Origin of the sequence: Vibrio marinisediminis, from assembly GCF_014050145.1 — a bacterium.
In the GTDB taxonomy this organism is placed as follows: Bacteria; Pseudomonadota; Gammaproteobacteria; order Enterobacterales; family Vibrionaceae; genus Vibrio; species Vibrio marinisediminis.
The window spans coordinates 50,489-72,766 of sequence record NZ_JACFYF010000005.1; the positions used below are offsets into that span (position 1 = coordinate 50,489).

The 22,278-nt window shown below is 45.2% G+C and carries 21 protein-coding genes; 4 read left to right on the forward strand and 17 right to left on the reverse strand.

Annotation, left to right across the window (positions count from 1 at the left end; translation table 11 throughout):
* The first annotated feature begins 37 nt into the window (after positions 1-37).
* From H2O73_RS10250 to crp, 3 genes are all read left to right on the forward strand, one after another.
* Positions 38-250 carry a YheU family protein gene (locus tag H2O73_RS10250; protein WP_182108749.1) on the forward strand — a complete coding sequence of 71 codons (213 nt, stop codon included), beginning with the start codon at positions 38-40 and terminating at the stop codon, positions 248-250.
* 106 nt (positions 251-356) lie between these two features.
* Complete coding sequence (locus H2O73_RS10255) at positions 357-1,226, forward strand: phosphoribulokinase (protein WP_182108750.1); 870 nt, start codon at positions 357-359, stop codon at positions 1,224-1,226.
* Between the two features lie 241 nt (positions 1,227-1,467).
* Positions 1,468-2,100: a cAMP-activated global transcriptional regulator CRP gene (gene crp, locus H2O73_RS10260; protein ID WP_005597159.1), complete on the forward strand. Its 633-nt coding sequence runs from the start codon at positions 1,468-1,470 to the stop codon at positions 2,098-2,100.
* Between the two features lie 76 nt (positions 2,101-2,176).
* Here crp and H2O73_RS10265 read toward each other — a convergent pair whose 3' ends face one another.
* From H2O73_RS10265 to pilM, 17 genes are all read right to left on the reverse strand, one after another.
* Positions 2,177-2,971, reverse strand: coding sequence for a DUF1338 domain-containing protein (locus H2O73_RS10265; protein ID WP_182108751.1), 795 nt, complete (start codon positions 2,969-2,971; stop codon positions 2,177-2,179).
* A gap of 113 nt (positions 2,972-3,084) precedes the next feature.
* Positions 3,085-4,542 carry a succinylglutamate-semialdehyde dehydrogenase gene (gene astD / locus H2O73_RS10270; protein WP_182108752.1) on the reverse strand — a complete coding sequence of 486 codons (1,458 nt, stop codon included), beginning with the start codon at positions 4,540-4,542 and terminating at the stop codon, positions 3,085-3,087.
* 45 nt (positions 4,543-4,587) lie between these two features.
* Positions 4,588-5,607 carry an arginine N-succinyltransferase gene (astA, locus tag H2O73_RS10275; RefSeq protein WP_182108753.1) on the reverse strand — a complete coding sequence of 340 codons (1,020 nt, stop codon included), beginning with the start codon at positions 5,605-5,607 and terminating at the stop codon, positions 4,588-4,590.
* 98 nt (positions 5,608-5,705) lie between these two features.
* Positions 5,706-6,920, reverse strand: coding sequence for an aspartate aminotransferase family protein (locus H2O73_RS10280; RefSeq protein WP_182108754.1), 1,215 nt, complete (start codon positions 6,918-6,920; stop codon positions 5,706-5,708).
* A gap of 421 nt (positions 6,921-7,341) precedes the next feature.
* The gene (locus H2O73_RS10285) at positions 7,342-7,920 is read right to left on the reverse strand and encodes an aminodeoxychorismate/anthranilate synthase component II (RefSeq protein WP_182108755.1); all 579 of its coding nucleotides are present in this window, start codon (positions 7,918-7,920) and stop codon (positions 7,342-7,344) included.
* 137 nt (positions 7,921-8,057) lie between these two features.
* Positions 8,058-9,074 (reverse strand): tryptophan--tRNA ligase, encoded by a 1,017-nt coding sequence (gene trpS / locus H2O73_RS10290; protein ID WP_182108756.1) that lies wholly within the window; start codon positions 9,072-9,074, stop codon positions 8,058-8,060.
* Positions 9,075-9,258: 184 nt separating this feature from the next.
* Positions 9,259-9,939, reverse strand: a complete 681-nt coding sequence (locus H2O73_RS10295; protein ID WP_182108757.1) for a phosphoglycolate phosphatase — start codon at positions 9,937-9,939, stop codon at positions 9,259-9,261.
* A gap of 9 nt (positions 9,940-9,948) precedes the next feature.
* The gene (gene rpe, locus H2O73_RS10300) at positions 9,949-10,620 is read right to left on the reverse strand and encodes a ribulose-phosphate 3-epimerase (RefSeq protein ID WP_182108758.1); all 672 of its coding nucleotides are present in this window, start codon (positions 10,618-10,620) and stop codon (positions 9,949-9,951) included.
* A 191-nt stretch (positions 10,621-10,811) separates the two neighbouring features.
* Complete coding sequence (locus H2O73_RS10305) at positions 10,812-11,642, reverse strand: Dam family site-specific DNA-(adenine-N6)-methyltransferase (RefSeq protein WP_182108759.1); 831 nt, start codon at positions 11,640-11,642, stop codon at positions 10,812-10,814.
* Positions 11,643-11,775: 133 nt separating this feature from the next.
* Positions 11,776-13,245: an SPOR domain-containing protein gene (locus H2O73_RS10310; RefSeq protein ID WP_182108760.1), complete on the reverse strand. Its 1,470-nt coding sequence runs from the start codon at positions 13,243-13,245 to the stop codon at positions 11,776-11,778.
* A 33-nt stretch (positions 13,246-13,278) separates the two neighbouring features.
* Complete coding sequence (gene aroB, locus H2O73_RS10315; RefSeq protein WP_182108761.1) at positions 13,279-14,367, reverse strand: 3-dehydroquinate synthase; 1,089 nt, start codon at positions 14,365-14,367, stop codon at positions 13,279-13,281.
* Between the two features lie 30 nt (positions 14,368-14,397).
* On the reverse strand, positions 14,398-14,916 hold the full coding sequence (gene aroK / locus H2O73_RS10320) for a shikimate kinase AroK (RefSeq protein ID WP_182108762.1): 519 nt from the start codon (positions 14,914-14,916) through the stop codon (positions 14,398-14,400).
* A 164-nt stretch (positions 14,917-15,080) separates the two neighbouring features.
* The gene (locus tag H2O73_RS10325) at positions 15,081-16,817 is read right to left on the reverse strand and encodes a type IV pilus secretin PilQ (RefSeq protein ID WP_182108763.1); all 1,737 of its coding nucleotides are present in this window, start codon (positions 16,815-16,817) and stop codon (positions 15,081-15,083) included.
* Between the two features lie 22 nt (positions 16,818-16,839).
* A complete protein-coding gene (locus tag H2O73_RS10330; protein WP_182108764.1) occupies positions 16,840-17,355 on the reverse strand; it encodes a pilus assembly protein PilP in 516 nt (171 codons plus the stop codon).
* Complete coding sequence (locus H2O73_RS10335) at positions 17,345-17,935, reverse strand: type IV pilus inner membrane component PilO (protein ID WP_182108765.1); 591 nt, start codon at positions 17,933-17,935, stop codon at positions 17,345-17,347. The genes H2O73_RS10330 and H2O73_RS10335 overlap by 11 nt, the downstream gene beginning before the upstream one ends.
* Entirely contained in the window at positions 17,928-18,506 is a 579-nt protein-coding gene (locus H2O73_RS10340; protein WP_182108766.1) for a PilN domain-containing protein, read from the reverse strand. The genes H2O73_RS10335 and H2O73_RS10340 overlap by 8 nt, the downstream gene beginning before the upstream one ends.
* Positions 18,496-19,494 carry a type IV pilus assembly protein PilM gene (gene pilM, locus H2O73_RS10345; RefSeq protein ID WP_182108767.1) on the reverse strand — a complete coding sequence of 333 codons (999 nt, stop codon included), beginning with the start codon at positions 19,492-19,494 and terminating at the stop codon, positions 18,496-18,498. The genes H2O73_RS10340 and pilM overlap by 11 nt, the downstream gene beginning before the upstream one ends.
* Positions 19,495-19,635: 141 nt before the next feature.
* On the opposite strand from pilM, the gene H2O73_RS10350 reads away from it, so the two are divergent.
* The gene (locus tag H2O73_RS10350; protein WP_182108768.1) at positions 19,636-22,188 is read left to right on the forward strand and encodes a penicillin-binding protein 1A; all 2,553 of its coding nucleotides are present in this window, start codon (positions 19,636-19,638) and stop codon (positions 22,186-22,188) included.
* Positions 22,189-22,278: the final 90 nt, after the last annotated feature.

Genomic DNA, 22,278 nt, shown 5'->3' on the forward strand with positions numbered 1-22,278 from the left:
CAGTTTGGCTCTATCATCATAGAATGAAGAGGTATTTATGATTGTTCCTTGGCAAGGTATTTCCGCAGAAACCTTAGAAAACCTAATCCGCGAATTTGTGCTGCGAGAAGGCACAGATTACGGCGATATGGAAATATCACTGCAAGATAAAGTCGACCAAGTGAAAGCTCAACTCGCTTCTGGTGAAGCCGTCATCGTTTACTCAGAACTGCATGAGACTGTCGATATCCAACTCAGACAAAAGTTTTGAACGTTTAAGTTTTTAAACAAAACGTTAAAGCATGTTATATTGTTGAATCGAATTTGTAATACCCATTCGAATATTAACAGGAACGTTATTTTAGACAGGGTTTGTCATGTCAGCAAAACATCCAATCATCGCCGTAACGGGCTCGTCCGGAGCGGGGACCACCACTACCTCTGAAGCCTTTCGCAAAATGTTCAATATGATGGACATCAAGCCTGCGTGGGTTGAAGGGGATAGTTTCCATCGTTTTACTCGTCCAGAAATGGACATTGAGATCCGTAAAGCGCGCGATCAAGGTCGTCATATTAGCTACTTTGGTCCTCAAGCGAATGACTTCCCCACTCTGGCTGAGTTCTTCCATCAATACGGTAATGACGGTACTGGTAAAGTACGCCGTTACTTACATACCTTTGATGAGGCGGTGCCTTACAATCAAATGCCGGGCACATTTACCCCTTGGCAAGATCTCCCTGAAAATAGCGATGTCCTCTTCTATGAAGGTCTGCATGGAGGCGTGGTCGATGGTGACATCAACGTCGCGCAACATGTTGATTTTTTGATAGGCATGGTACCCATCGTCAACCTTGAATGGATCCAAAAATTTGTGCGAGATACCCGAGATCGCGGGCATTCGCGCGAAGCGGTTATGGACTCGATCGTACGCTCGATGGATGACTACTTAAACTACATAACTCCGCAGTTTTCACGAACTCACATTAACTTTCAACGAGTGCCAACCGTTGATACATCCAACCCTCTTGATGCGAAGGGGATTCCAAGCTTGGATGAAAGCTTTGTCGTAATTCGCCTACGCGGCTTTAAAAATGTTGACTATCCATACCTATTAGCAATGATAGATGGTTCATTCATGTCGCGTCACAACACACTGGTTGTACCTGGTGGAAAAATGAGTTTCGCGATGGAATTAATCGTCAGACCGATTCTTCAACAATTGATAGAAACGGGAAAAATCGGCTAAAACTCAGCACTAAAACGCGATTACTTTTCATACCGTGATCATGTGCACGTTTTTGCATCAAAAATAGCCTCTAGTACCCGATTAAAATCAAGAAATGATTTGGGAAAAAGGATACTATTTTAAGCCGAAACACAAGATAGCTTGCAGCACTACTGAAGTGCTCTTATCCTAGCATTCCCCATTTTGGGCTTAGCTAAAACATGGAAAGCGCAAGCATACCCTGCAGAGGAAGTGAGATATTATGGTTCTAGGTAAACCTCAAACCGATCCAACATTAGAGTGGTTCCTTTCACACTGTCATATTCATAAGTACCCATCAAAAAGCACGCTAATTCATGCGGGCGAAAAAGCAGAGACTTTGTACTACATCGTTAAAGGTTCTGTTGCGGTTCTTATTAAAGACGAAGAAGGTAAGGAAATGATCCTTTCTTACCTAAACCAAGGTGATTTCATCGGTGAGCTTGGTCTATTCGAAGAAGACCAAGAGCGTACCGCTTGGGTTCGTGCTAAATCTCCTTGTGAAGTGGCTGAGATTTCATTTAAGAAATTCCGTCAACTGATTCAAGTAAACCCTGATATTCTAATGCGTCTGTCTTCTCAGATGGCTCGTCGCCTACAAGTGACTAGCCAGAAAGTGGGCGACCTAGCATTCCTAGATGTAACTGGTCGTATCGCACAAACGCTACTAAACCTAGCGAAACAACCTGATGCGATGACTCACCCAGACGGCATGCAAATTAAGATCACTCGTCAAGAAATCGGTCAAATCGTGGGTTGTTCTCGCGAAACTGTTGGTCGTATCTTGAAGATGCTTGAAGAGCAGAACTTAATTTCGGCTCACGGTAAAACTATCGTTGTGTACGGAACTCGCTAATTCACTGAATGTGAAAGAGCCTGATTTGAAAAGCCACCTTTCGGTGGCTTTTTTATTGCTGATAAATACCGCTTAATTATTGATTGTCAGTACTTTCAAATATTTTATCTGCGGACGCCGCCACAAATCCCGGATACAAGTCACCATTTGCCATCGGATAACGTTTGGCAAACTCGTAGAACCCTCCCGGGATCTGTACCACACCATCATCAAAATCCACGTTGACCCGATCGGCCATAGTCGATGATTGTTCAAGCAGCACCTCTGCAGAGCCTTTAACTTCCCCACCCGACTGGTTGATCAAAAAGCCTGTTGCTTTTAAGTAATCATTCACTTGTTGCACTTCATCAAACTGATTGAGTTGATTGACACTCACCGTAAAGTGGTTGGCACCATAACCATGAGCGGCAAGCCATGCGGCATACTCACTCTCTTTTGCTAACACTCGGTATTCTTGCTGAGTGAGTTGCCAAGGTCTGCCGGAGTATAAAAACTCAAACCCTTGCATCTCTTGTGCTTCGACTTGCGCCACCAACTGTTTGACAATTCTTTGCAGCTCACTCGAACACTCTTCCACTTTGAGTTGGCTAATAAAGACTTTCGGTTGATTCGGATCTGGATGTTGAAAATGTTTGGCGACCAACTTTTTCGATTCAAATAAGTAGTCGCCCGCCTCTTCATAACCTAATTCGAGAAAAGGCTTAGCTAAAACAGCCAGACTGACGGGTTCTAAGTTGAACGTTCGAAGTGCTATGTGATCGTTAATCAGAGGCTCATCTTCTTGCAATAGCTTATGGACATTGCCTGCAGATGGACACAGACGAGAGGTGTAGTCTTGCCATAAGGACTGGAACAGAATACTTGGCGTCATAGCGCCTCCTTGTCTCAATGTTGGTATTTGGCTTAATTCGACCACTACAGTGTAGTTCAGTGAAAATACCAGGTTACATAAGTATTAACCTCTGTGAACTACATCCGCACTTGCTACAAATGAATACCCGGGCTTAGTGTTTCGGGTAGCTCAGTTTGTTCCCCTTCCATAGACGCCATAGGGTATGCACAATAATCTGCCGCATAGTAAGCGCTAGGTCGTAAATTGCCCGACGCCCCCGGACCACCAAACGGTGCATCACCACTGGCGCCGGTTAGTTGGCGGTTGCGATTCACAATACCTGCACGAATATGCTCTACAAAATAGTCCCACTCGGTATCATCGGTCGAAACTAAGCCCGCGGATAATCCAAAGCGAGTATCATTCGCCAGTGCCACCGCTTGTTCAATCCCTTGATAACGGACAACTTGCAGCAGCGGTCCGAAGTATTCCTCATCGGGCAACGCTGTAACTGCCGTCACATCGATGATTCCAGGGCTAACAAACGCTCCTTTACCCGCTCTTGCCTCGATAAGGCTCTCCCCACCTAAATCTTGTAGCTTGGTTTGAGCATCAAGAATATGCTGCGCCGCCGCGATCGAAATTTGTGAGCCCATAAAAGGCTCTGGCAGGGCAAAAGGCTCATCCATAACAATATTGCGGGTTGCCTCAACTAAGCGAACCAGCAACGCATCTCCTTTATCACCACTAGGTACATAGAGCCTACGAGCGCAAGTACAACGTTGTCCGGCACTGATGAAAGCTGACTGGATGATGGTATAAACCGTCGCATCAAGTTCGCCATACTGTTCCGAAATCACCATCGGGTTATTGCCGCCCATTTCCAGCGCCAGCATCTTCTCTGGCTGACCCGCAAATTGACGATGCAGTACATGCCCCGTATTGGCACTGCCAGTAAACAGCAACCCATCAATCCCTTTTGATTCCGCTAACGCTATACCTGTCTCTTTACCACCTTGAACAAGGTTAATCACGCCGTCAGGCAAGCCTGCTCGTTGCCATAACTTCATCGCGACTTCGCCGGTCCACGGCGTTTGCTCGGACGGTTTAAATACCACGGTATTCCCCGCTAATATTGCAGGCACAATATGACCATTAGGCAAATGAGCAGGGAAGTTGTAGGGACCAAATACCGCCATAACACCTAAAGGTCGATGGCGTAGTACGATTTGATTACCCGCCAGTTCGCGTTGCGCTTCACCGGTACGCTCATGATAAGCACGAATTGATATCGCTATCTTCCCTGCCATTGCTGCGACTTCAGTACGGGTTTCCCATAATGGTTTTCCGGTTTCTTTTGCAATCACTTCTGCCAATTGCTCGCTATTGGCTTTCACTAGATCAGCAAAGCGCTGTACGATTTGTTCTCGCTCTATAATCGTACGTTTTTTCCAACCAATAAACGCCTTACGCGCGGCGCTAACCGCTTCGTTCACTTGTGGGGCTGTGGCACTCTGACTTTGCCAAACAACATCACCGTTGTAAGGACTCGTCGATGTGATGCACTCTCCTAACCCCGCGAGCCACTGACCTGCAATCCAATTAGCCATGCTGTTCCTTCCTTTGAGTCTATTGCGTAGAGTCCCTGATTAACGTTATTGCGCCAACATACGCACGTAACTGCCTGATTCGATTTGTAGAGCTTTAGCAACATCGGGAGCCAAAATCACCGATTCTGTTGCCTGATCGTAAGCCGCTTTTGCCGCCACCGCTCTAAAGTGTTCGAAAGAGGTATTACAGATCAGATAATCGTTACAACTGCTGTGCTCACTGATCGCCACTTTGGCGCGAAAAGAGTGACGCACCGACTCAATATTGCGCACATCACATTCCACCGTTGGACCGCCGTCAAAAATATCGACGTAGTTGCGACAGGTAAACCCTTCTTTCTCTAATAAGCTGAGTGCAGGTTTGGTGTTCTCATGCACTTTACCTATCACCGCCTGAGCTTCTTTGCTGAGTAGGTTGATGTAGATTGGCAGTTTAGGCATAAGATCAGCGATGAAGCCTTTTTTGCCTATGCCCGTAAGGTAATCGGCGAGAGTGAAATCAATGCTAAAGAAGTTCTCTTGCAACCACTGCCAAAAGGGAGAGTTACCTTCATCATCAGAAACACCGCGCATTTCAGCGAAAACGGTATTAGAAAAACGATGAGGATGCTCAGCCATCATCAAAAAGCGGCATTTCGACATTAAGCGACCATTCAGACCACCGCGAAACTTTTCACGCAAAAACAGTGTGCATATTTCACTGCATCCGGTGTAGTTATTGCCGAAAGTTAACAGCTTCACAATGTTATTCACGCCCAATTTCGGTGAGGAATGAACAATAGTGCTGATGTGATACGAGTAAAACGGCACATCCCAACCTATCGCCGCTTCAACGCCGGTACAGCCGGCCACTTCACTGCTATCACTGTCAAAACCAACCATGAGATAACCTTCATCTCCTGGCTGTGTCACATTAGGTTTGTTGAAGCTGTATTCTGAGTGGGTGATTCGGTTAGTGAGTAGTTCTTCATTAACCGGAAGAGATGTGAATCCGTGTCCTGATTCGACCGCACAAGTATGCAGTGCATCATAATCTGACATAGAGATAGGGCGAATAACCAGCATCGATACTCCCTCCTGATGCTTATACAGACCAGCCTGTTGTGCTTAAATTCATTACTTAAGCTTTCACAAACTGGTCTCTCGACGCTTTTCAGCGCCTGCTATGCCACTAAAGACGCAATGGCTTTATCTAATTTATCTAATCCTTGCTCAATATCTTGCTTGCTGATCACCAATGATGGCGCAAAGCGAACAACATTAGGACCGGCCACTAAGACCATCAAACCTTGTTCTCCCGCCGCAAGCAATACATCACGAGCTTTACCTTGCCACTGCTCATTCAAAGCAGCGCCAAGCAATAAACCTTTACCACGGATTTCACTGAAAATTTGGTATTTACTATTAATCTTGCTTAAGCCATCACGAAACAACGCTTCTCGCTCTTTTACGCCTGCTAGAGTTTGTGGGTCACTCACAATATTAACCACCGCTTCCGCCACCGCACAAGCGAGTGGGTTACCACCATATGTCGAGCCATGAGTCCCTACTTTTAGGTGATTTGCCAATTCGGTTGTTGTCAGCATTGCGCCAATAGGAAAACCGCCACCAAGTGATTTCGCGGTGCTCAAAATATCAGGCGTAATGCCTAAACCTTGGTATGCATAGAAATCACCAGTACGACCATTACCGGTTTGCACTTCATCAAAAATCAGCAATGCATTGTGTTTATCACACAGCTCTCGTACGGTCTGAACAAACTCTTCACTTGGCGAAATAATACCACCCTCACCTTGCAAAGGTTCCATCATGATCGCGCAAGTTCGATCAGAAATATGCTCACGCAATGCGTCCACATTGTTGTATTCAAGATGAGTCACATTACCCGGCTTAGGACCAAAGCCATCAGAATAGGCTTCCTGCCCACCAACCGTGACAGTAAAAAATGTACGTCCGTGGAAGCCTTGTTTGAATGCGATAATCTCTGATTTTTCAGGTCCATAAACATCTGCGGCATAACGACGTGCTAATTTGAGAGCCGCTTCATTGGCTTCTGCTCCTGAATTGGCAAAGAATACTTTGTCAGCAAAACACAACTCGGTGAGTTTTTTCGCCAAGCGCAGCGCTGGCTCATTGGTCATCACATTGCTTAGGTGCCACAGTTTCTGACTTTGCTCAGTCAGCGCTTCCACCATTGCAGGGTGGCAATGTCCTAAACAGCTGACCGCAATACCGCCTGCAAAATCAATGTATTCGTTTCCTTCACCATCCCAGACTCGCGAACCTTCACCTTTTACTGGGATCATATCCATTGGGCTATAACAAGGTACCATTACCTCATCAAACAGCTCACGTTCCACTTTCATCTCTGACGCCATCACGCATTCCCTCTCGCTACCGCATGCCAATGCAAGTTCTGTATCCGTACCTTGCTCTGATTACTACTAATAAGTATAGAAACAATTTTTTGTGTTACGTACTCACTGACATGGCATTGTATTTACATTTAATTAACCATTTCAATAGTGTTTTATGCTATTTCAGTCTAACAGGCAAATTACCCCACAGACTATAGTGACTATTTATGCACTATTAAGACACGTTTATGAAGTAATTAATAGCAATCAATATCCTAATCTGAGCTTTATTAAGCTAAGAGCAACAATGACGTAAGACCAATAGTGGTAAATCGAATAATCTTGCAAATGGAGGGGGATAAAATGAAGTGTAAACTAATTGTTAAAAATAGTGATCTATATCGAAATTGCAGCGCGAAATAGCGCGCTGCAAATGGAAAACCTAACGAGAAAGGAAGTTTGCTAGCAATTGATGACCTTGTTCAGTCTTAATTGACTCAGGATGGAACTGTACCGCATCAATTGGCAGGCTTTTATGCTGATAGCCCATGATTTCATCCATCGACCCATCATCCAACTCTGTCCATGCCGTCAACTCAAAACACTCAGGCAAGGTTCCTTGCTTTACCACTAACGAATGGTAACGAGTGACGGTCAACGGGTTATTGAGTCCTTTGAACACACTGGTGCCAGTATGGCGAATCGGTGATGTTTTTCCATGCATCACACGGCGTGCTCGTACTACCTCGCCACCAAATACTTGAGCGATGGCTTGATGACCTAAACAAACCCCTAATATCGGCAATTTACCAGCAAAGTGCTTAATTACTTCAAGAGAAATCCCTGCTTCATTGGGCGTACAAGGACCGGGAGAAATCACTAGATGTGTTGGCTCGAGCGCTTCAATACCCTGGATATCAATCTGATCATTACGTACGACCTGTACTTCGGCACCGAGTTCGCAAAAATACTGGTAAAGGTTATAGGTAAACGAATCGTAATTATCAATGATCAGTAACATGACGGATAAACAGCTCAATAATCAATCTTACTTGGGGCGAGTATTGTGCAATAGTGCAGCACAAAGGCAAGCAAAAAATGGTTCATAGAAAAAAATAAGGCCAGCAAATTGCTGACCCTATCTTTATTTTCAAACGCTTACGGGCGAGTAACGAAACCAACCGCTTTGTAGACTTCTTTTAGTGTCACAGCAGCGCGAGCAGAGGCTTTTTCAGCGCCTTGCTTCATCACTTGGTCCATGTACGCGCGATCAGCACGAATACGGTGGTATTCAGCTTGAATAGGCTCAAGCATTGCAACCAGTGCTTCACCAACATCTTTCTTAAATGGACCGTACATTTCAACGCCTTGGTATTTCGCTTCGATCTCTTCAAAGCTCATGCCTGTTGCTGCCGAGTACAGACCCATTAAGTTAGAAATACCCGCTTTGTTTTCCCAATCGTTGGCAATACGTGCTGGTGATTCAGCATCGGTTTGCGCTTTGTTGATCTTCTTAATGATCGATTTTGGATCTTCAAGCAGAGTAATCACGTTCTTGCGATTATCGTCTGACTTAGACATCTTCTTCGTTGCATCCTGAAGGCTCATTACACGCGCATTCACTGTTGGAATGTAAGGCTCAGGAATGGTGAAGATTGGGCTCTCTGGAGAGTAGATGTTGTTAAAGCGAGTCGCGATATCACGCGCTAATTCAAGGTGTTGTTTTTGGTCGTTACCAACAGGCACTTGATGTGCGCCGTATAGTAGAATATCCGCCGCCATCAGTACTGGGTAAGCAAATAGACCGGCATTGATATCATTCGCGTAACGAGCAGACTTGTCTTTAAACTGAGTCATACGGCTCAGCTCACCCATTTGGGTGTAGCAATTAAGAAGCCAACCAAGTTGAGCGTGCTCTGGTACATGTGACTGAACAAATAGCGTGCTCTTCTGTGGGTCAACACCAACTGCCAGACAGATTGCTAATGCGTCTAGTGTTGCTTCATGTAGTGCTTTCGGATCTTGACGAACCGTAATAGCATGAAGGTCAACTACGCAATATTGGCAATCATAATCATCTTGCATCTGCTGCCATTGACGTAGAGCACCCAAGTAGTTACCGATACTAAGTTCACCTGACGGTTGAACACCACTCAATACGATGGGTTTGCTCATGGGAATGATTCCTTTGACTTCTTATTTGAATAAATTGGGTAAACCGCAATAAATCACTCCTCAAATTTATGGCTGCCGTAGCAAGGCGCGCAGTCGGCGCAGCTAAAGCGTGCAAAAATCAGAGGAGGTACGGTTTTCCAGTTTACTCATTTTAATGACTATTTTGCTAGTGATTTTGTTTCACTTAAGCAGAAACAGCGATCACTTCGAGTAATTGTGCAATGTTGTCAGCGACAAAATCTGGATTACTGGCAGAGATAGGCTCGCCATGGTTATACCCGTAGGTTAAACCAAATGAACGACAACCGGCATTTTTCGCTGCCAGAATATCGTTTTTAGAATCTCCAACCATCAACATTTCATCGGCAGTACAACCGTGCTTTTCCAGCAGCCAATTCAGTGCTACAGGATTTGGCTTGCGCTCAGGGAAAGCATCACCACCCAACACATCCGCAAAGTATTTTGCGATATCATGTTGTGCCAAGATTTCTGGTACAAATTTCGATGGCTTATTGGTTACCAACGCGAGTGTAAAACCCGCTTGTTGCAGTTCAGCCAAGGTCTCTTTTACCGCAGGGTATAAGTGCGTTAATTTGTGACCACTTTGTTCGTAGTAATCATCAAACAATTCACGACCTTTGGCGAGTAGCTCTGGACTAAACTCAGGGTTGATGGTTAAGCTTTGGCTTAATGCGCGACCAATTAAAATATCGGCGCCATTGCCGACATAATCACGCACTTGTTCTTCAGTAACACCAGAAAAACCAAGCGCCTTTACGGCTTGATCGGCTGCTACTGCTAAATCGGGCACGCTATCAAGTAGCGTACCGTCAAGATCAAAGGCAATCAGTTTAAGTTCTGTCAACGCACTGCCCTACTGTACTTTCGCTAATTCAGCGCGCATTTCGTCAATCGCTTTTTTGTAGTCTGATTGACTAAAAATAGCAGAACCGGCAACAAACATATCCGCACCCGCTTCAGCGATTTCTCGAATATTTTCGGCTTTTACACCACCATCGATTTCAAGGCGAATATCACGACCTGACTCATCAATCATCTTACGTACAGCGCGTAGCTTCTCGAGTGTATTCGGGATAAATGACTGACCACCAAAACCTGGATTTACTGACATCAGTAGAATCATGTCTACTTTATCCATGATGTATTCAAGGTGAGAAAGTGGGGTAGCAGGGTTAAGCACAACACCAGCTTTACAACCGTGTTCTTTAATCAACTGTAGTGTGCGATCAACGTGATCAGACGCTTCGATGTGGAAAGTGATCATCGATGCACCCGCTTTAGCAAAATCAGGCACAATGCGATCAACCGGTTTGACCATTAGGTGTACATCGATTGGCGCTGTAATGCCGTAATCACGTAATGCTTTACACACTGGCGCACCAAAAGTCAGGTTTGGCACATAGTGGTTGTCCATAACATCAAAGTGCACTACATCGGCACCGGCTGCGAGTACTTTTTCTACATCTTCACCAAGACGAGCAAAATCCGCAGACAGAATCGAAGGAGCAATAAGGAAATCTTTCATACCTGACCTCAAAAATTAAATTGGCTTCATTGCTTAAATTTGGCGCAATTCTACCTAAGCGGTCAGGTATATGATAGTGGTAGGTTAAGAAATGTGTGCTCTAGATGTAGTGACGGGCATTAAAAAACCTCATCACATAGCTGTCTATGCTTAGAGGCTTTTCAGTTGATCACCTTGCAGACCCGACGGGGTTAAGTTGCATCTCTACTCGAGTTAAACAATGCGAGCAGCTCATCCACTTTGTTACGTCCCGCGCCATTGCGGCTGATGGTGCGTTTAACTTTCACGACATTCAACTCTGCACCATGGTAAAGGCGACGAGTTAAGGTTGTATCGTGGTTAGAAATCAACACGGGAATGCCACGCTGATTGGCTGTGGTTTCAGCAATATTGGCCAAATCGGCTTGATCATCAAGCGAGAAACCATTGCCGGCATAAGAGGTAAAGTTTGCCGTAGTAGAAAGAGGCGCATACGGTGGATCACAGTAGACAACACATCCTTTGCGGGCACGCTTAAAGGTATCTTGGTAGCCTTCACAAACAAAAGTGGCTCTCTTGGCTTTTTCAGCAAAAAATTCCAACTCTTTCTCAGGAAAATAAGGCTTCTTGTACGAACCAAATGGCACGTTAAAGCCACCTTTTTTGTTGTAACGACATAAGCCATTAAAACCAAATCGGTTCATATAGAGGAATGCGAGCGAGCGATACATCACATCATCAGTTTGGTTAAACTGTGCTCGAACATCTAGGTAAACTTCTTTGCGATTGAACTCAGGGACAAACCAACGTTTTGCTTCGACGATGTAGTCTTCTGGGCTCTCTTTAAGTAGATTGTAGAGATTAATCAGATCGGGATTAATGTCTGCCAATAGATATTGTTCATAGTCAGTATTGAGAAAAACTGAGCCAGCACCAACAAACGGTTCTACCAACTTGCGCGCTTCAGGCAGATGACGCTGAATATCTTCAACTAGTCCGTATTTACCACCAGCCCATTTCAGGAAGGCACGCTGCTTTTTCATCGACTGCTCTATCTATCAACCACAAATTAAGGCTGCGGAATGTAACATATTTAGCGCCATACCCAAAGCAATTGGCTTGGTCATTTAGGCTGAGCGAACAGAAAGTCTCTGGTTTCACTCAACCTTCATCATATTAATTGCTACGAGCGATTTCGCGCTGGACTTGATTTAGAGATTTAGCCCAAGGTTCGAATTTTTGCAAAGGCTCAGGCAATTGAGCTACCGCATCGCGCGCGACTTGAATCGTTGGGTAATTATCATAGGTAATAATGAACCACTCAATGCCATCACGCGTGGTTGGATAAACATAGACTTTGTCATCCAACTCATATCGATTGAGGAAGTTCTGCACCTCAATGCGGCTGCGAACCGCGGCTAATTGCAAAGTGTAACTACGTGGTGAGTAGTTATTCAATTCATCTTTGGCAAACTTAAAGGTGATTGGCGTAAAAAATTTGGCACTTGATTCCGCTGGAGTCACCTCACGCGAATCTTCCACAATTTTCTCTATTTCAGTGGTATCCACTTGTTCGGCTTCGTTTTCCAACAATGCATCAACCACTTCAGAAGTGATCACCACCCGTTGAGAGTTATCTTCAATCACTCCAACACTCGCTGTCACATCAGTCACTTCCGGTGGGAGTGCACTAGAGTCATCTTCAGCGTTGTCTAATGCCAGCTCTGTATCGCTATCTGTATTGCTGGTCGCATCCGCCTCACTCGTAATCGCATCACTCACGGAGGTCTCAGGCTCTTCAAGTGTCGGTATGACCGTTTGCTCGACTTGCTCGGTGATTTGTTTTGCAGTTTCATCGGGCGTTGGCTGATCCATCATCCACCAATACCCACCACCAATCAGCGCCAGCAGCGCGAATATCACCAGTGCAATATTGAGTGGCGAACCAATAATCGAACGGATAACAATCTTCTTTTCCACTTTCTGATCCCCTAAAGCCATGATCTCTCCCGGACGACGAGCAACAGTACGATAGGCATTACGCACCCTTCTCTCCATATCGTCTTCGACAAAACGCATCACCAATTGTTCAAAGAATCGATCCGCTTCTTGCGAGGTAAGCGACTCTATTTCAAGCTCTATTGGCTTGATATCTTGTCCATGGCTTAAGCGCTTAAACAGTGAATCTAGGCTAGCTACTCGGCTGAACAATACGATGTTAATCGTCCAACGATTTTGCTGCTGAGCACGCATCATCAGCAACCATAACTCAGAAACCAAAGCTTCACTGAGCAAGTGCGCATCATCAACCACAATCACAATATTGCACGACTCATGTTCCATATTGCGTGCAAAACTTTCCACCATGCTGTCTGCCGGATTAAATAACGGTTCAGACAGCACTTGAGTCAGAATCGTGGTACGACGCTGTTCATCAGATTGATTCGGGTGACACATCAATAGTGCTTGGTTTTTATCATCCGCCCACGCTTCTAAGTAGCGCTGCGCTAGCCAAGTTTTGCCGGCACCTGCCGCACCTGAAACAGTAATGAAGTTGGAGGTAAAGTGAGTTAACAGTTGCAGACGCTCTAATAACTCAATTTGTGTACCCAACTCCAGCACTCTGGATTGATGTGTCAAACTCATATAACAACCTAAGGAGACGAAGACAGTGTCTAATTAAAGCCCGCGGGCAAAATCGATCGCTTGTTGGATGATGCTTTCTGGTACACCTTTAACGACTTCAGCGCTGCCAATGTCAGTTGGCAAAACCAAGCGTAGCTCACCAGCGAGCACTTTTTTATCACGCATCATATGACGCATGAAGTCAGCAAAAGCCATGCTTTCTGGCGTATGTACCGGCAGTTTAGCGCGCTTCAACAACGTAATGATGCGCTCAAGCTGAGTTGGCGTAATCTCACCACGCAACTGTGCCGTTTTTGCTGCCATCACCGTTCCCGATGACACAGCCTCGCCATGTAACCAGTTGCCATAACCGAGTTCAGCTTCAATCGCATGACCGAAAGTATGCCCCAAATTCAATAGCGCACGGATACCTGACTCTTTTTCATCTTGAGCAACCACTTCGGCTTTGATTTCACAACAACGCGCAATCGCGTATGTCAGAGCTTTCTCATCCAGCGCATAAAGCGCTTCTAAGTTTTGCTCTAACCACGAAAAAAACTCCGCGTCATAAATGATGCCGTACTTGATCACCTCTGCCATACCCGCAGCAAACTCACGTGCTGGCAAAGTAGTAAGACAGTTGGTATCAATAATCACTGATTTTGGCTGATAGAACGCACCGATCATATTCTTACCCAACGGGTGGTTCACCGCTGTTTTTCCGCCTACAGACGAGTCTACTTGGGATAACAAAGTGGTTGGTATTTGAATAAAATCAACACCGCGCTGATAACACGATGCAGCAAAACCGACTAAATCACCAATAACACCACCACCAAGTGCGATGATCACCACATCACGGCTAAAGTTATGCTCTAGTAGATAACTCATGACGGCATTAAATGTATCTAGGGTTTTGTATTGCTCTCCATCAGGTAATTCAAGCAACGAAGCTTGGCAACCTTGATGCGCCAATATTGAAAGGATTTTTTCGGCGTATAGCGGCGCAACTGTGACATTACTGATCACAACTACTTTTTGCTTTGCCGTTAAGAAGGAAAGGTGGGCCGGATCATTAAATAATCCGGCACCAATTGATATTGGATAGCTACGCTCGCCTAAGCTGACCGTAATCCGTTCCATGGTTATGCTCCAATTCAAGATAAATAATTCTTATCTCTCTTCTAGCATTTTTACGATCTGGTTGGCTACCACTTTTGCACTTTGATCGTCAGTACGTACAGTATAATCCGCAATTTCTACGTACAGCGGGTTGCGATCTTCGGCCAAAGCCTCGAGCACATCACGCGGTTTATCTGTTTGCAGCAGTGGACGTTTCTTGTCACGGTTTGTACGTGCAAGTTGTTTTTCAATTGTCGTCTCTAGGTATACAACGATACCGCGAGCAGATAGACGATTTCGGTTTTCTTTGCTCATGATTGAACCACCACCCGTAGCAAGAACGATACCTTGTTCTTCGGTTAGGTCGTTAATCACTTTTTCTTCGCGAACTCGAAAACCTTCTTCACCTTCAACATCAAAAACCCAAGCGATATCCGCGCCTGTGCGTTCTTCGATGACAGTGTCTGAGTCAACAAACTCCATATGAAGCTGTTGAGCTAGATGTCTACCAATTGTACTTTTGCCGGCTCCCATTGGGCCAACAAGGAAAATATTGCGTTTCTCAGCCATGTTTTAGCAGTAATTTACAACGTTAATTCAATGACATCGCCACAAGAAGGGACAGCACTAGGCTGACTTAGAAGATGCTTGTGACACCTATTCCTCACAGATGTTTCGTGATAAGACCCGAAATTATCTAGATAAGGTCGACCTAATGCAAATTTATTTTCTAATTACTGCACAACTACTTTTGGTGTAACGAAGATTAGTAGCTCACTTTTACCCATTTGTTGGTAGCTTCTGCGGAACAAAGCACCGAGTAAAGGGATGTCGCCAAGCAGTGGTACTTTGTCCATGGTATCGGTCACGCTATGTTGGAAAATCCCCCCTAGCACCACCGTCTCGCCATTGTCCACCAGCACTTGAGTACCAATGCGTTGCGTGTTTATTGACACCGCTTCACCTGTGCCTATTTTCACCACTTCACCCGGTCTGTCTTGCGTCACACTTAGGTCTAAAACCAAGCGATTATCTGGGGTAATTTGCGGGGTTACTTTAAGACTTAATACCGCTTTCTTAAATGCGACCGAAGTCGCGCCACTTGATGAAGATTCTAAATAAGGAATTTCGGTTCCTTGCTCAATATAGGCCGGTTTTTTGTTGGTCGTGATTAATCTTGGGCTGGAAATGACCTCAGCTTTCGATTCTCGTTGAAGTGCCGACAGCTCCAAATCGAGCAAAGTATCCGATCCCAACTTGGCAACTTGAAAAGCAATGGTCGATGCATTCCCCGCCGTTGCCGCTAAATTCACATTAAGGAAATCACCAATATCATCTGGAGATATCGACCCTTTGCTCTCTTCGTCTGAATCAAGCCCTTGGTATAACCCTCGTTCGTAAAAATTACCTTCTAAAGAGCCGCCAACTTTGCCTCCACTTGAGTTGATGCTCCATCGAACACCGAGCTCATCTAAGTTACCTTCATTAACAGTCACAATTCTGGCTTCTATCTGAACTTGTTTAACTGGGATATCGAGTGAATCAACAATGCCTCGCACCACATCGATATTACTTTTCAAGTCACGGATCAGCAGTGAGTTGGTGCGGTCATCAACAGTAATAGAACCACGCCCTGATAACATGCTAATCGCCCCTCCTCCGCCAATCATATCGGCTATCTCGCTGGCATTAGCAAAATTCACTTTAATGATTTCTGATTTAAGCTCCCCCAACTCATCTTCCAAGCGAGCATTTTCTAAGCGTTGTTGCTCTCTTTGGTCGAGCTCGGCTTTTGGCGCGACGAGTACAACGTTGCCTTCCACTCGTTTATCCAAGCCTTTGACTTGCAGAATAATGTCCAGTACTTGGGGCCAAGGCACACCATCTAGACGCAAGGTAAGATTGCCAGAAACGGAATCCGATACCACAAGATTAAAGTCGTTATAGTCAGCAATAAGCTGTAAGACATTTCGCACCGGAATATCTTGGAAATTGATGGCTATTTTCTTTGCTGGTTGGTCCAAAAACGATGCTTTGTCTTGCGGCTGTTTTGGTTTCGCTTTGCTCACTGTCACTTGCAATACATGTCGATTTAACGAGTATTGATAATCAAAATTGCCTTTGATTTGCGCCAGTAGTTGTATCCTGTCAGCTTGGCGAAATAGCTCTAACGTCTGCACATTGGTAGCAAAATCTTTTACATCAAACAGTTTTAACATCTCTTCCGTTATTGCTGCATTAGGTAGTTCGATGCTCAACCCTTGCTCTGTTTTTTCTAAGTCGACGACGATCTGATCATCGCTAAACTCAATAATGATCAAACCGTTTTGCTTCTCGTCAACACGAAAATCGACACTGGTTAATTCGTTACTGACTTGCTGTGCTAACACGACCGTCGAAAAAAGTATGCAGCTGGCAATCATTCCAATTCGAACTTGCCATTGAACAGGGAATTTCAATCTATTTATCATTACGTTATCCCAGTAATTTTATCTATCTAAGTGCTAATTTAACGTTACGACGAGTCCAACAACCCAACCCATCCGGTAGCGTTTCGTTAACTTGAATATAAGAAGCCGTGACTTTCTCGACCTTGCCATTGTTTAAGCCAACATACTGACCTGCCGTGACTTTGATGATTTGCCCATTGGGTGTTTGAACAAGCGCAGATTTCATTCCTCCACGGCTCATCACTCCCTTCAAACTCAATTTATCGAGAGAATATCGCTCCAATTGCCCGGTTTTATTTCTCGCTTTTGGTTGCCAACAATCAGTTCGTTGCTTTGATTGGCTCGCACTCAGGGCGGCTTTAGGTAACACAAAGGGAGATCTCTCTGAATGAGCTTGGTAGTCGGTAATGTCAAATGTTGGCACTGAACTAAGCGCAACCGACTCAAACTGAGCTTGCTGCTGAGTTTGTGTAATAAATTCATCGAGCGATTGCTGATTAGCCCGACAACCACTCATCGCTATCGCGACCAGCAGTGACACACTCCATCTAACCATCATCTTTCACCTCAGGCTTAAACTGATAGGTATAAGCGCGCACACGAAAATGCAGTACGCTACTTTCTAAGCTCACTCGTTGCCATTCGACATCAGTAAAATTAATCACTCGTGGCAAGGCTGCTATCGCTTGAGAGAATTGACCTATATCGTCGTATCGACCGGTCAATTCAATATTGAGCGGTAATCGATAAAGAAATTGCTGGTTCTCTTTTGCTCCCCAATCAATGCGGGTAAATGTCAGGTTGTTTTGCAGCCCTTGCTCATTAACTGAAGCCAGCATAGTGGCTAACTCTTTTTGCACTGGCAGTTGTTGAGATAAGTAGTCGTAGCGCTGAGAAAGCTCTTCAAGTTGTGCCCGAACAACAGGCAATGTCGCGACTTTATTAGTTTTAAGTTGAACGGTTTGCTTTAAGCTTTGCTCTTGCTGTTGCAATTTGCTCAGTTCGCTAAGTTTGCCATCAAGGTGCCAGTGGTATCCCACCACCTGAAGGACGCTGAACAAAACCGCTAATACCACGAGTTGAGCAGGTAAAGGCCAATGGACAATATCCTCAACATCAAGTTCGGTATATTTAGCCATCTCCCACCTCCTTGGAGCTTTCTTTAAGCAGTTGGAAGTAGAAAGAGACTCTGAATGTTTGGAACTTCTTCGAAAACCGAGTTTTATCGTGAACGATTGAATGCATGGTCACATCATGTAACTGCGAAGCGTTTTCCAGATGGTCAAGCATGGTTGCCAAACGGGAAGTGGCATCACTAATTCCAGTAATTTCAATCTGTTGACCGCTCATCTTAATTTTGTCTACATAGACCCCTTCCGGGATCAATCCTGGCAATAGGTTCATCAGTTCGGTGGTCTTGTTGCGCTGGGTCTGCAACCCTTCAACCACTTTTAAACGAGTGAGTAATTCTTGATGATCTTGCGCCACTGTTTTCAGCTGTTGCATGCGAAAATCAAGGCTCGCGATATGAGCTTGTAAAAAAGCCAAGCGCTGATGCTGTATCTGTTTCTGCTGCTCAATGTAAAAACCACTCCCCCATTGAACCAGCGCCGTCAGTATCAAACAGCCTATGACTAAGGCGATGAAACGTTGCTTGTGAGCGATGCGTTGCTGCTCACGCCATGGCAGTAAGTTAATTCTATGAAGCATGGCCTTGCTCCATCCAATCGAGTCCTTGTAGTGCTATCCCTGTGGCGCAGGCATAACTATAACCAGCAGACATTTGCTGGTGTTTGACTCGCTTACTGTGGGTAAACAACGACAGGGGATTGAATAGCTCACAATCGACACCTAGCCTTCTTGCGAGCTCTTCCGCCAACATCGGGGTATTTGCACCGCCTCCCGTTAACCATATACCTTGCAATTGTTGCTTCTCCATCGAGCCGATGAGCTGTAATTGCCGTTGAATTCGTTCAATTAATGTATCGATGAAGTGCATGGTAGCGTCATGACGCATTGCACTCTCTTCGCCCATAGTATGGCTAATCACGTCGAGTCCAACAGCCAACTCTTTACACCACGGAGCTTGTTCATCGAAATCCATCACCATGGAAGATCGCGTATGCCCAACTTCAAGCAACAACCAATGATCCCGTTGCTGAGAGAGCGCTATTTCCTGCCATAACCGCACTAAACCGTGAGCGTGAACATCCAATAATATCGGCGTCAATCCAGCTTTTCGGCAAACATCAATACGGTTATTCACCACCTCTTTCTTGGTGGCATAGATTTGAATGGGTTCAGTGAGTGCGGACGGCTTAGTCAGAGGAAGAGTACAGTAATCCAGAGAGATTTCATCAATATCAAAGGGAGATTGATGAGAAAAAGCCTCAATAATGGCATACTCTTTCTCTTGTGCAGATAAGTCTCTATCTATCTGTAGAACTTTAGAAATAACCGAACTATCAGGTACCGATAATGCGACTTTTCGACTAAGTAAAGGTAAAGCCTTCCTTAGTTCTTTTAGTTTATTTACAATTTTCTGATAATTTAACAGGTGGTTATCAGCGAAAATACGCTCTTCGATCACCAACTCTCGGAAATCCGAGAGTACCAGAGTGCCTTTCACTGGTTTAATGGCAACGGCTTTGATGCTGTAGTGACCAATATCAATCCCGGTGATAAATGATAAACTCATATCGCTGTGCTCCAGGCATCGGTTACATTTGCGTAAATCGCACTGTTGCCGAAGAATGCACAACAATAACGCAAGCTAAATTGTTAGCTAAGATTACAAGGCATCGTGCCTCGAATACCTCAATCAATCAGGGAATATCCGGTGAAGTTCATAAAGCGATTGCTCATTTTCACATTGGTTTGCATGATTCTTGGAGTAGGAACGATTTTCGGTTTCTATCTCTATGTCAAACCAGAATTACCAGACGTAGCAACTTTACGGGATGTGAAACTGCAAACACCAATGCAAGTCTACAGCCAAGACGGTAAGCTGATTTCGCAATTTGGTGAAAAACGCCGTATCCCGGTGAAATATGATGAAATCCCACAACATCTAATCGAAGCACTAATTGCCACCGAAGATAGCCGTTTCTACGAACACTACGGTATTGACCCGATTGGTATTACCCGTGCGGCGATCGTTGTGGCAATGTCTGGCTCCGCCAAGCAAGGGGCGAGCACTATTACACAGCAGCTTGCGCGTAACTTCTTCTTATCAAATGAGAAGAAAATCATGCGTAAGATTAAAGAAATCTTCATCGCCATCCACATTGAACAACTTTTAAGCAAGCCAGAGATCATGGAACTGTATGTGAACAAGATCTTCCTTGGTCACCGATCTTATGGTTTTGGCGCTGCTGCTCGTGTTTACTTCGGTAAAGATCTTAACCAACTAACGCTGAGTGAATTAGCTACCTTGGCGGGTATGCCTAAAGCACCATCCACCATGAACCCAATCTATTCACTTGAGCGTGCGACTCACCGCCGTAATGTGGTATTGGCGCGTATGTTGGATGAGAAATACATCACTCAAGAAGAGTATGACCAAGCACGTTCAGAGACGCTTATCTCTCGCTATCACGGTGCCGAGATCGCGTTAAATGCTCCTTATGTAGCAGAGCTTGCCCGCGCTTGGATGGTGGAACGTTATGGTGAAGAGGCTTACACCTCTGGCATGAATGTCTACACCACAGTAAATTCCAAACTGCAAAACGCCGCTAACGACGCTGCCATTAATAATCTACTGGCTTACGATGAGCGCCACGGTTACCGAGGTGCCGAAAAGGTACTGTGGAAACCAAATGCGACGCCAATGAGCGCAGAAGAAATCGTAAAAACACTGCGTAATGTGCCAAGCTACGGTGAATTAACGCCAGCGGTTGTCACGGCGGTTTCAGCTAAGTCAGCCGATGTGACGATTAAAAACAACGGTGAAGCGACTATCAACTGGGATGGCATTAAATGGGCTCGCCAGTTCCGCACCGATGAGCGCCAAGGTTCTGCACCGAAGAAAGCCAGTGATGTGCTTGAAGTGGGCGAACAAATTTGGGTCCGCGAAGTTGAAAGCCAACAAGAGGAAGGTGATGTGGTTTATCACTGGCAATTGAGCCAAGTGCCAAATGCCAACACCGCTTTTGTGGCAATGAACCCTGAAAATGGCGCGGTAATGTCGCTGGTGGGTGGCTTTAACTTTGTGCACAACAAGTTTAACCGTGCCACTCAATCGGTACGCCAAGTAGGTTCAAGTATTAAGCCTTTTATCTACTCAGCAGCCATCGATAAAGGTTTAACCCTAGCAACCTTAATTAACGATGCTCCGATTAACCAATGGGATCAGAGCCAAGGTACAGCATGGCGTCCAAAGAACTCGCCACCAACTTATGTCGGTCCTACCCGTCTTCGTATTGGTCTTGCTCAATCGAAAAACGTCATGGCCGTGCGCGTATTACGCGAAGTCGGCTTAGATGAAACGCGTCAATACCTGACTCGATTTGGTTTTGATATTAAAGATGTTCCACGCTCAGAAACTATCGCTCTGGGGGCTGGCAGCTTAACGCCAATCAAAATGGCTCAAGGCTATTCAGTCTTCGCCAATGGTGGTTACTACGTCGAGCCTTACTATATCGAAAAAATAGTGGGTCCTTATGGCGATGTAGAGTTTGAAGCATCACCGAAAACCATTTGCCAACAGAACTGCCCTGTCACTACCGTGGCAGAAGTCACCGAGTCTGAAACCGTGAGCGCAGATGGTCATAGTGTGTTTAATGAGCAAGACATCACTGAAGAAAACGCAGATGAGCCACAATACGCTCCACAAGTGATTTCTGAACAGAGTGCATTCCTCGTTCGTGAAATGATGTACAGCAACATTTGGGGTGGTGGTAGCTGGCGTGATGGTACTGGCTGGAACGGTACAGGTTGGCGAGCTCAGAAACTAAAACGCCGAGATATCGGTGGTAAAACCGGTACCACCAATGACTCTAAAGATGCTTGGTACAATGGCTACGGTCCGGGAGTTGTTGCCGTCGCTTGGGTTGGCTTTGATGATCACAGCCGCAAACTAGGTAGAACTACACGTAACAGCAACCTTGGCAAAGACCAAATAACCGGAGCAGAAGCAGGGGCGAAAACGGCAGAGCCAGCTTGGGTTGATTTCATGCACACAGCATTATCATTCAATGCAGAGCAAGAGAAATCCATTCCAGAAGGTATTGTCCGTATTCGTATCGACCGTGATTCTGGTCTACTGACCAACAAGGTTGATGGCAGTTCAATGTTTGAATATTTCCGTGAAGGACATGAGCCTACAGAGTACGTTTCTGATGAACTCACTGACACTATCTACACCAGCGATGAAGGTGAAGAGCTGTTCTAATCGAGTTATCGAAAATATCAGTCGTAAAGTAAAAGAGGTTGGCAAATGCCAACCTCTTTCTTTATCCACCAGCAAAAATGCACACTAATA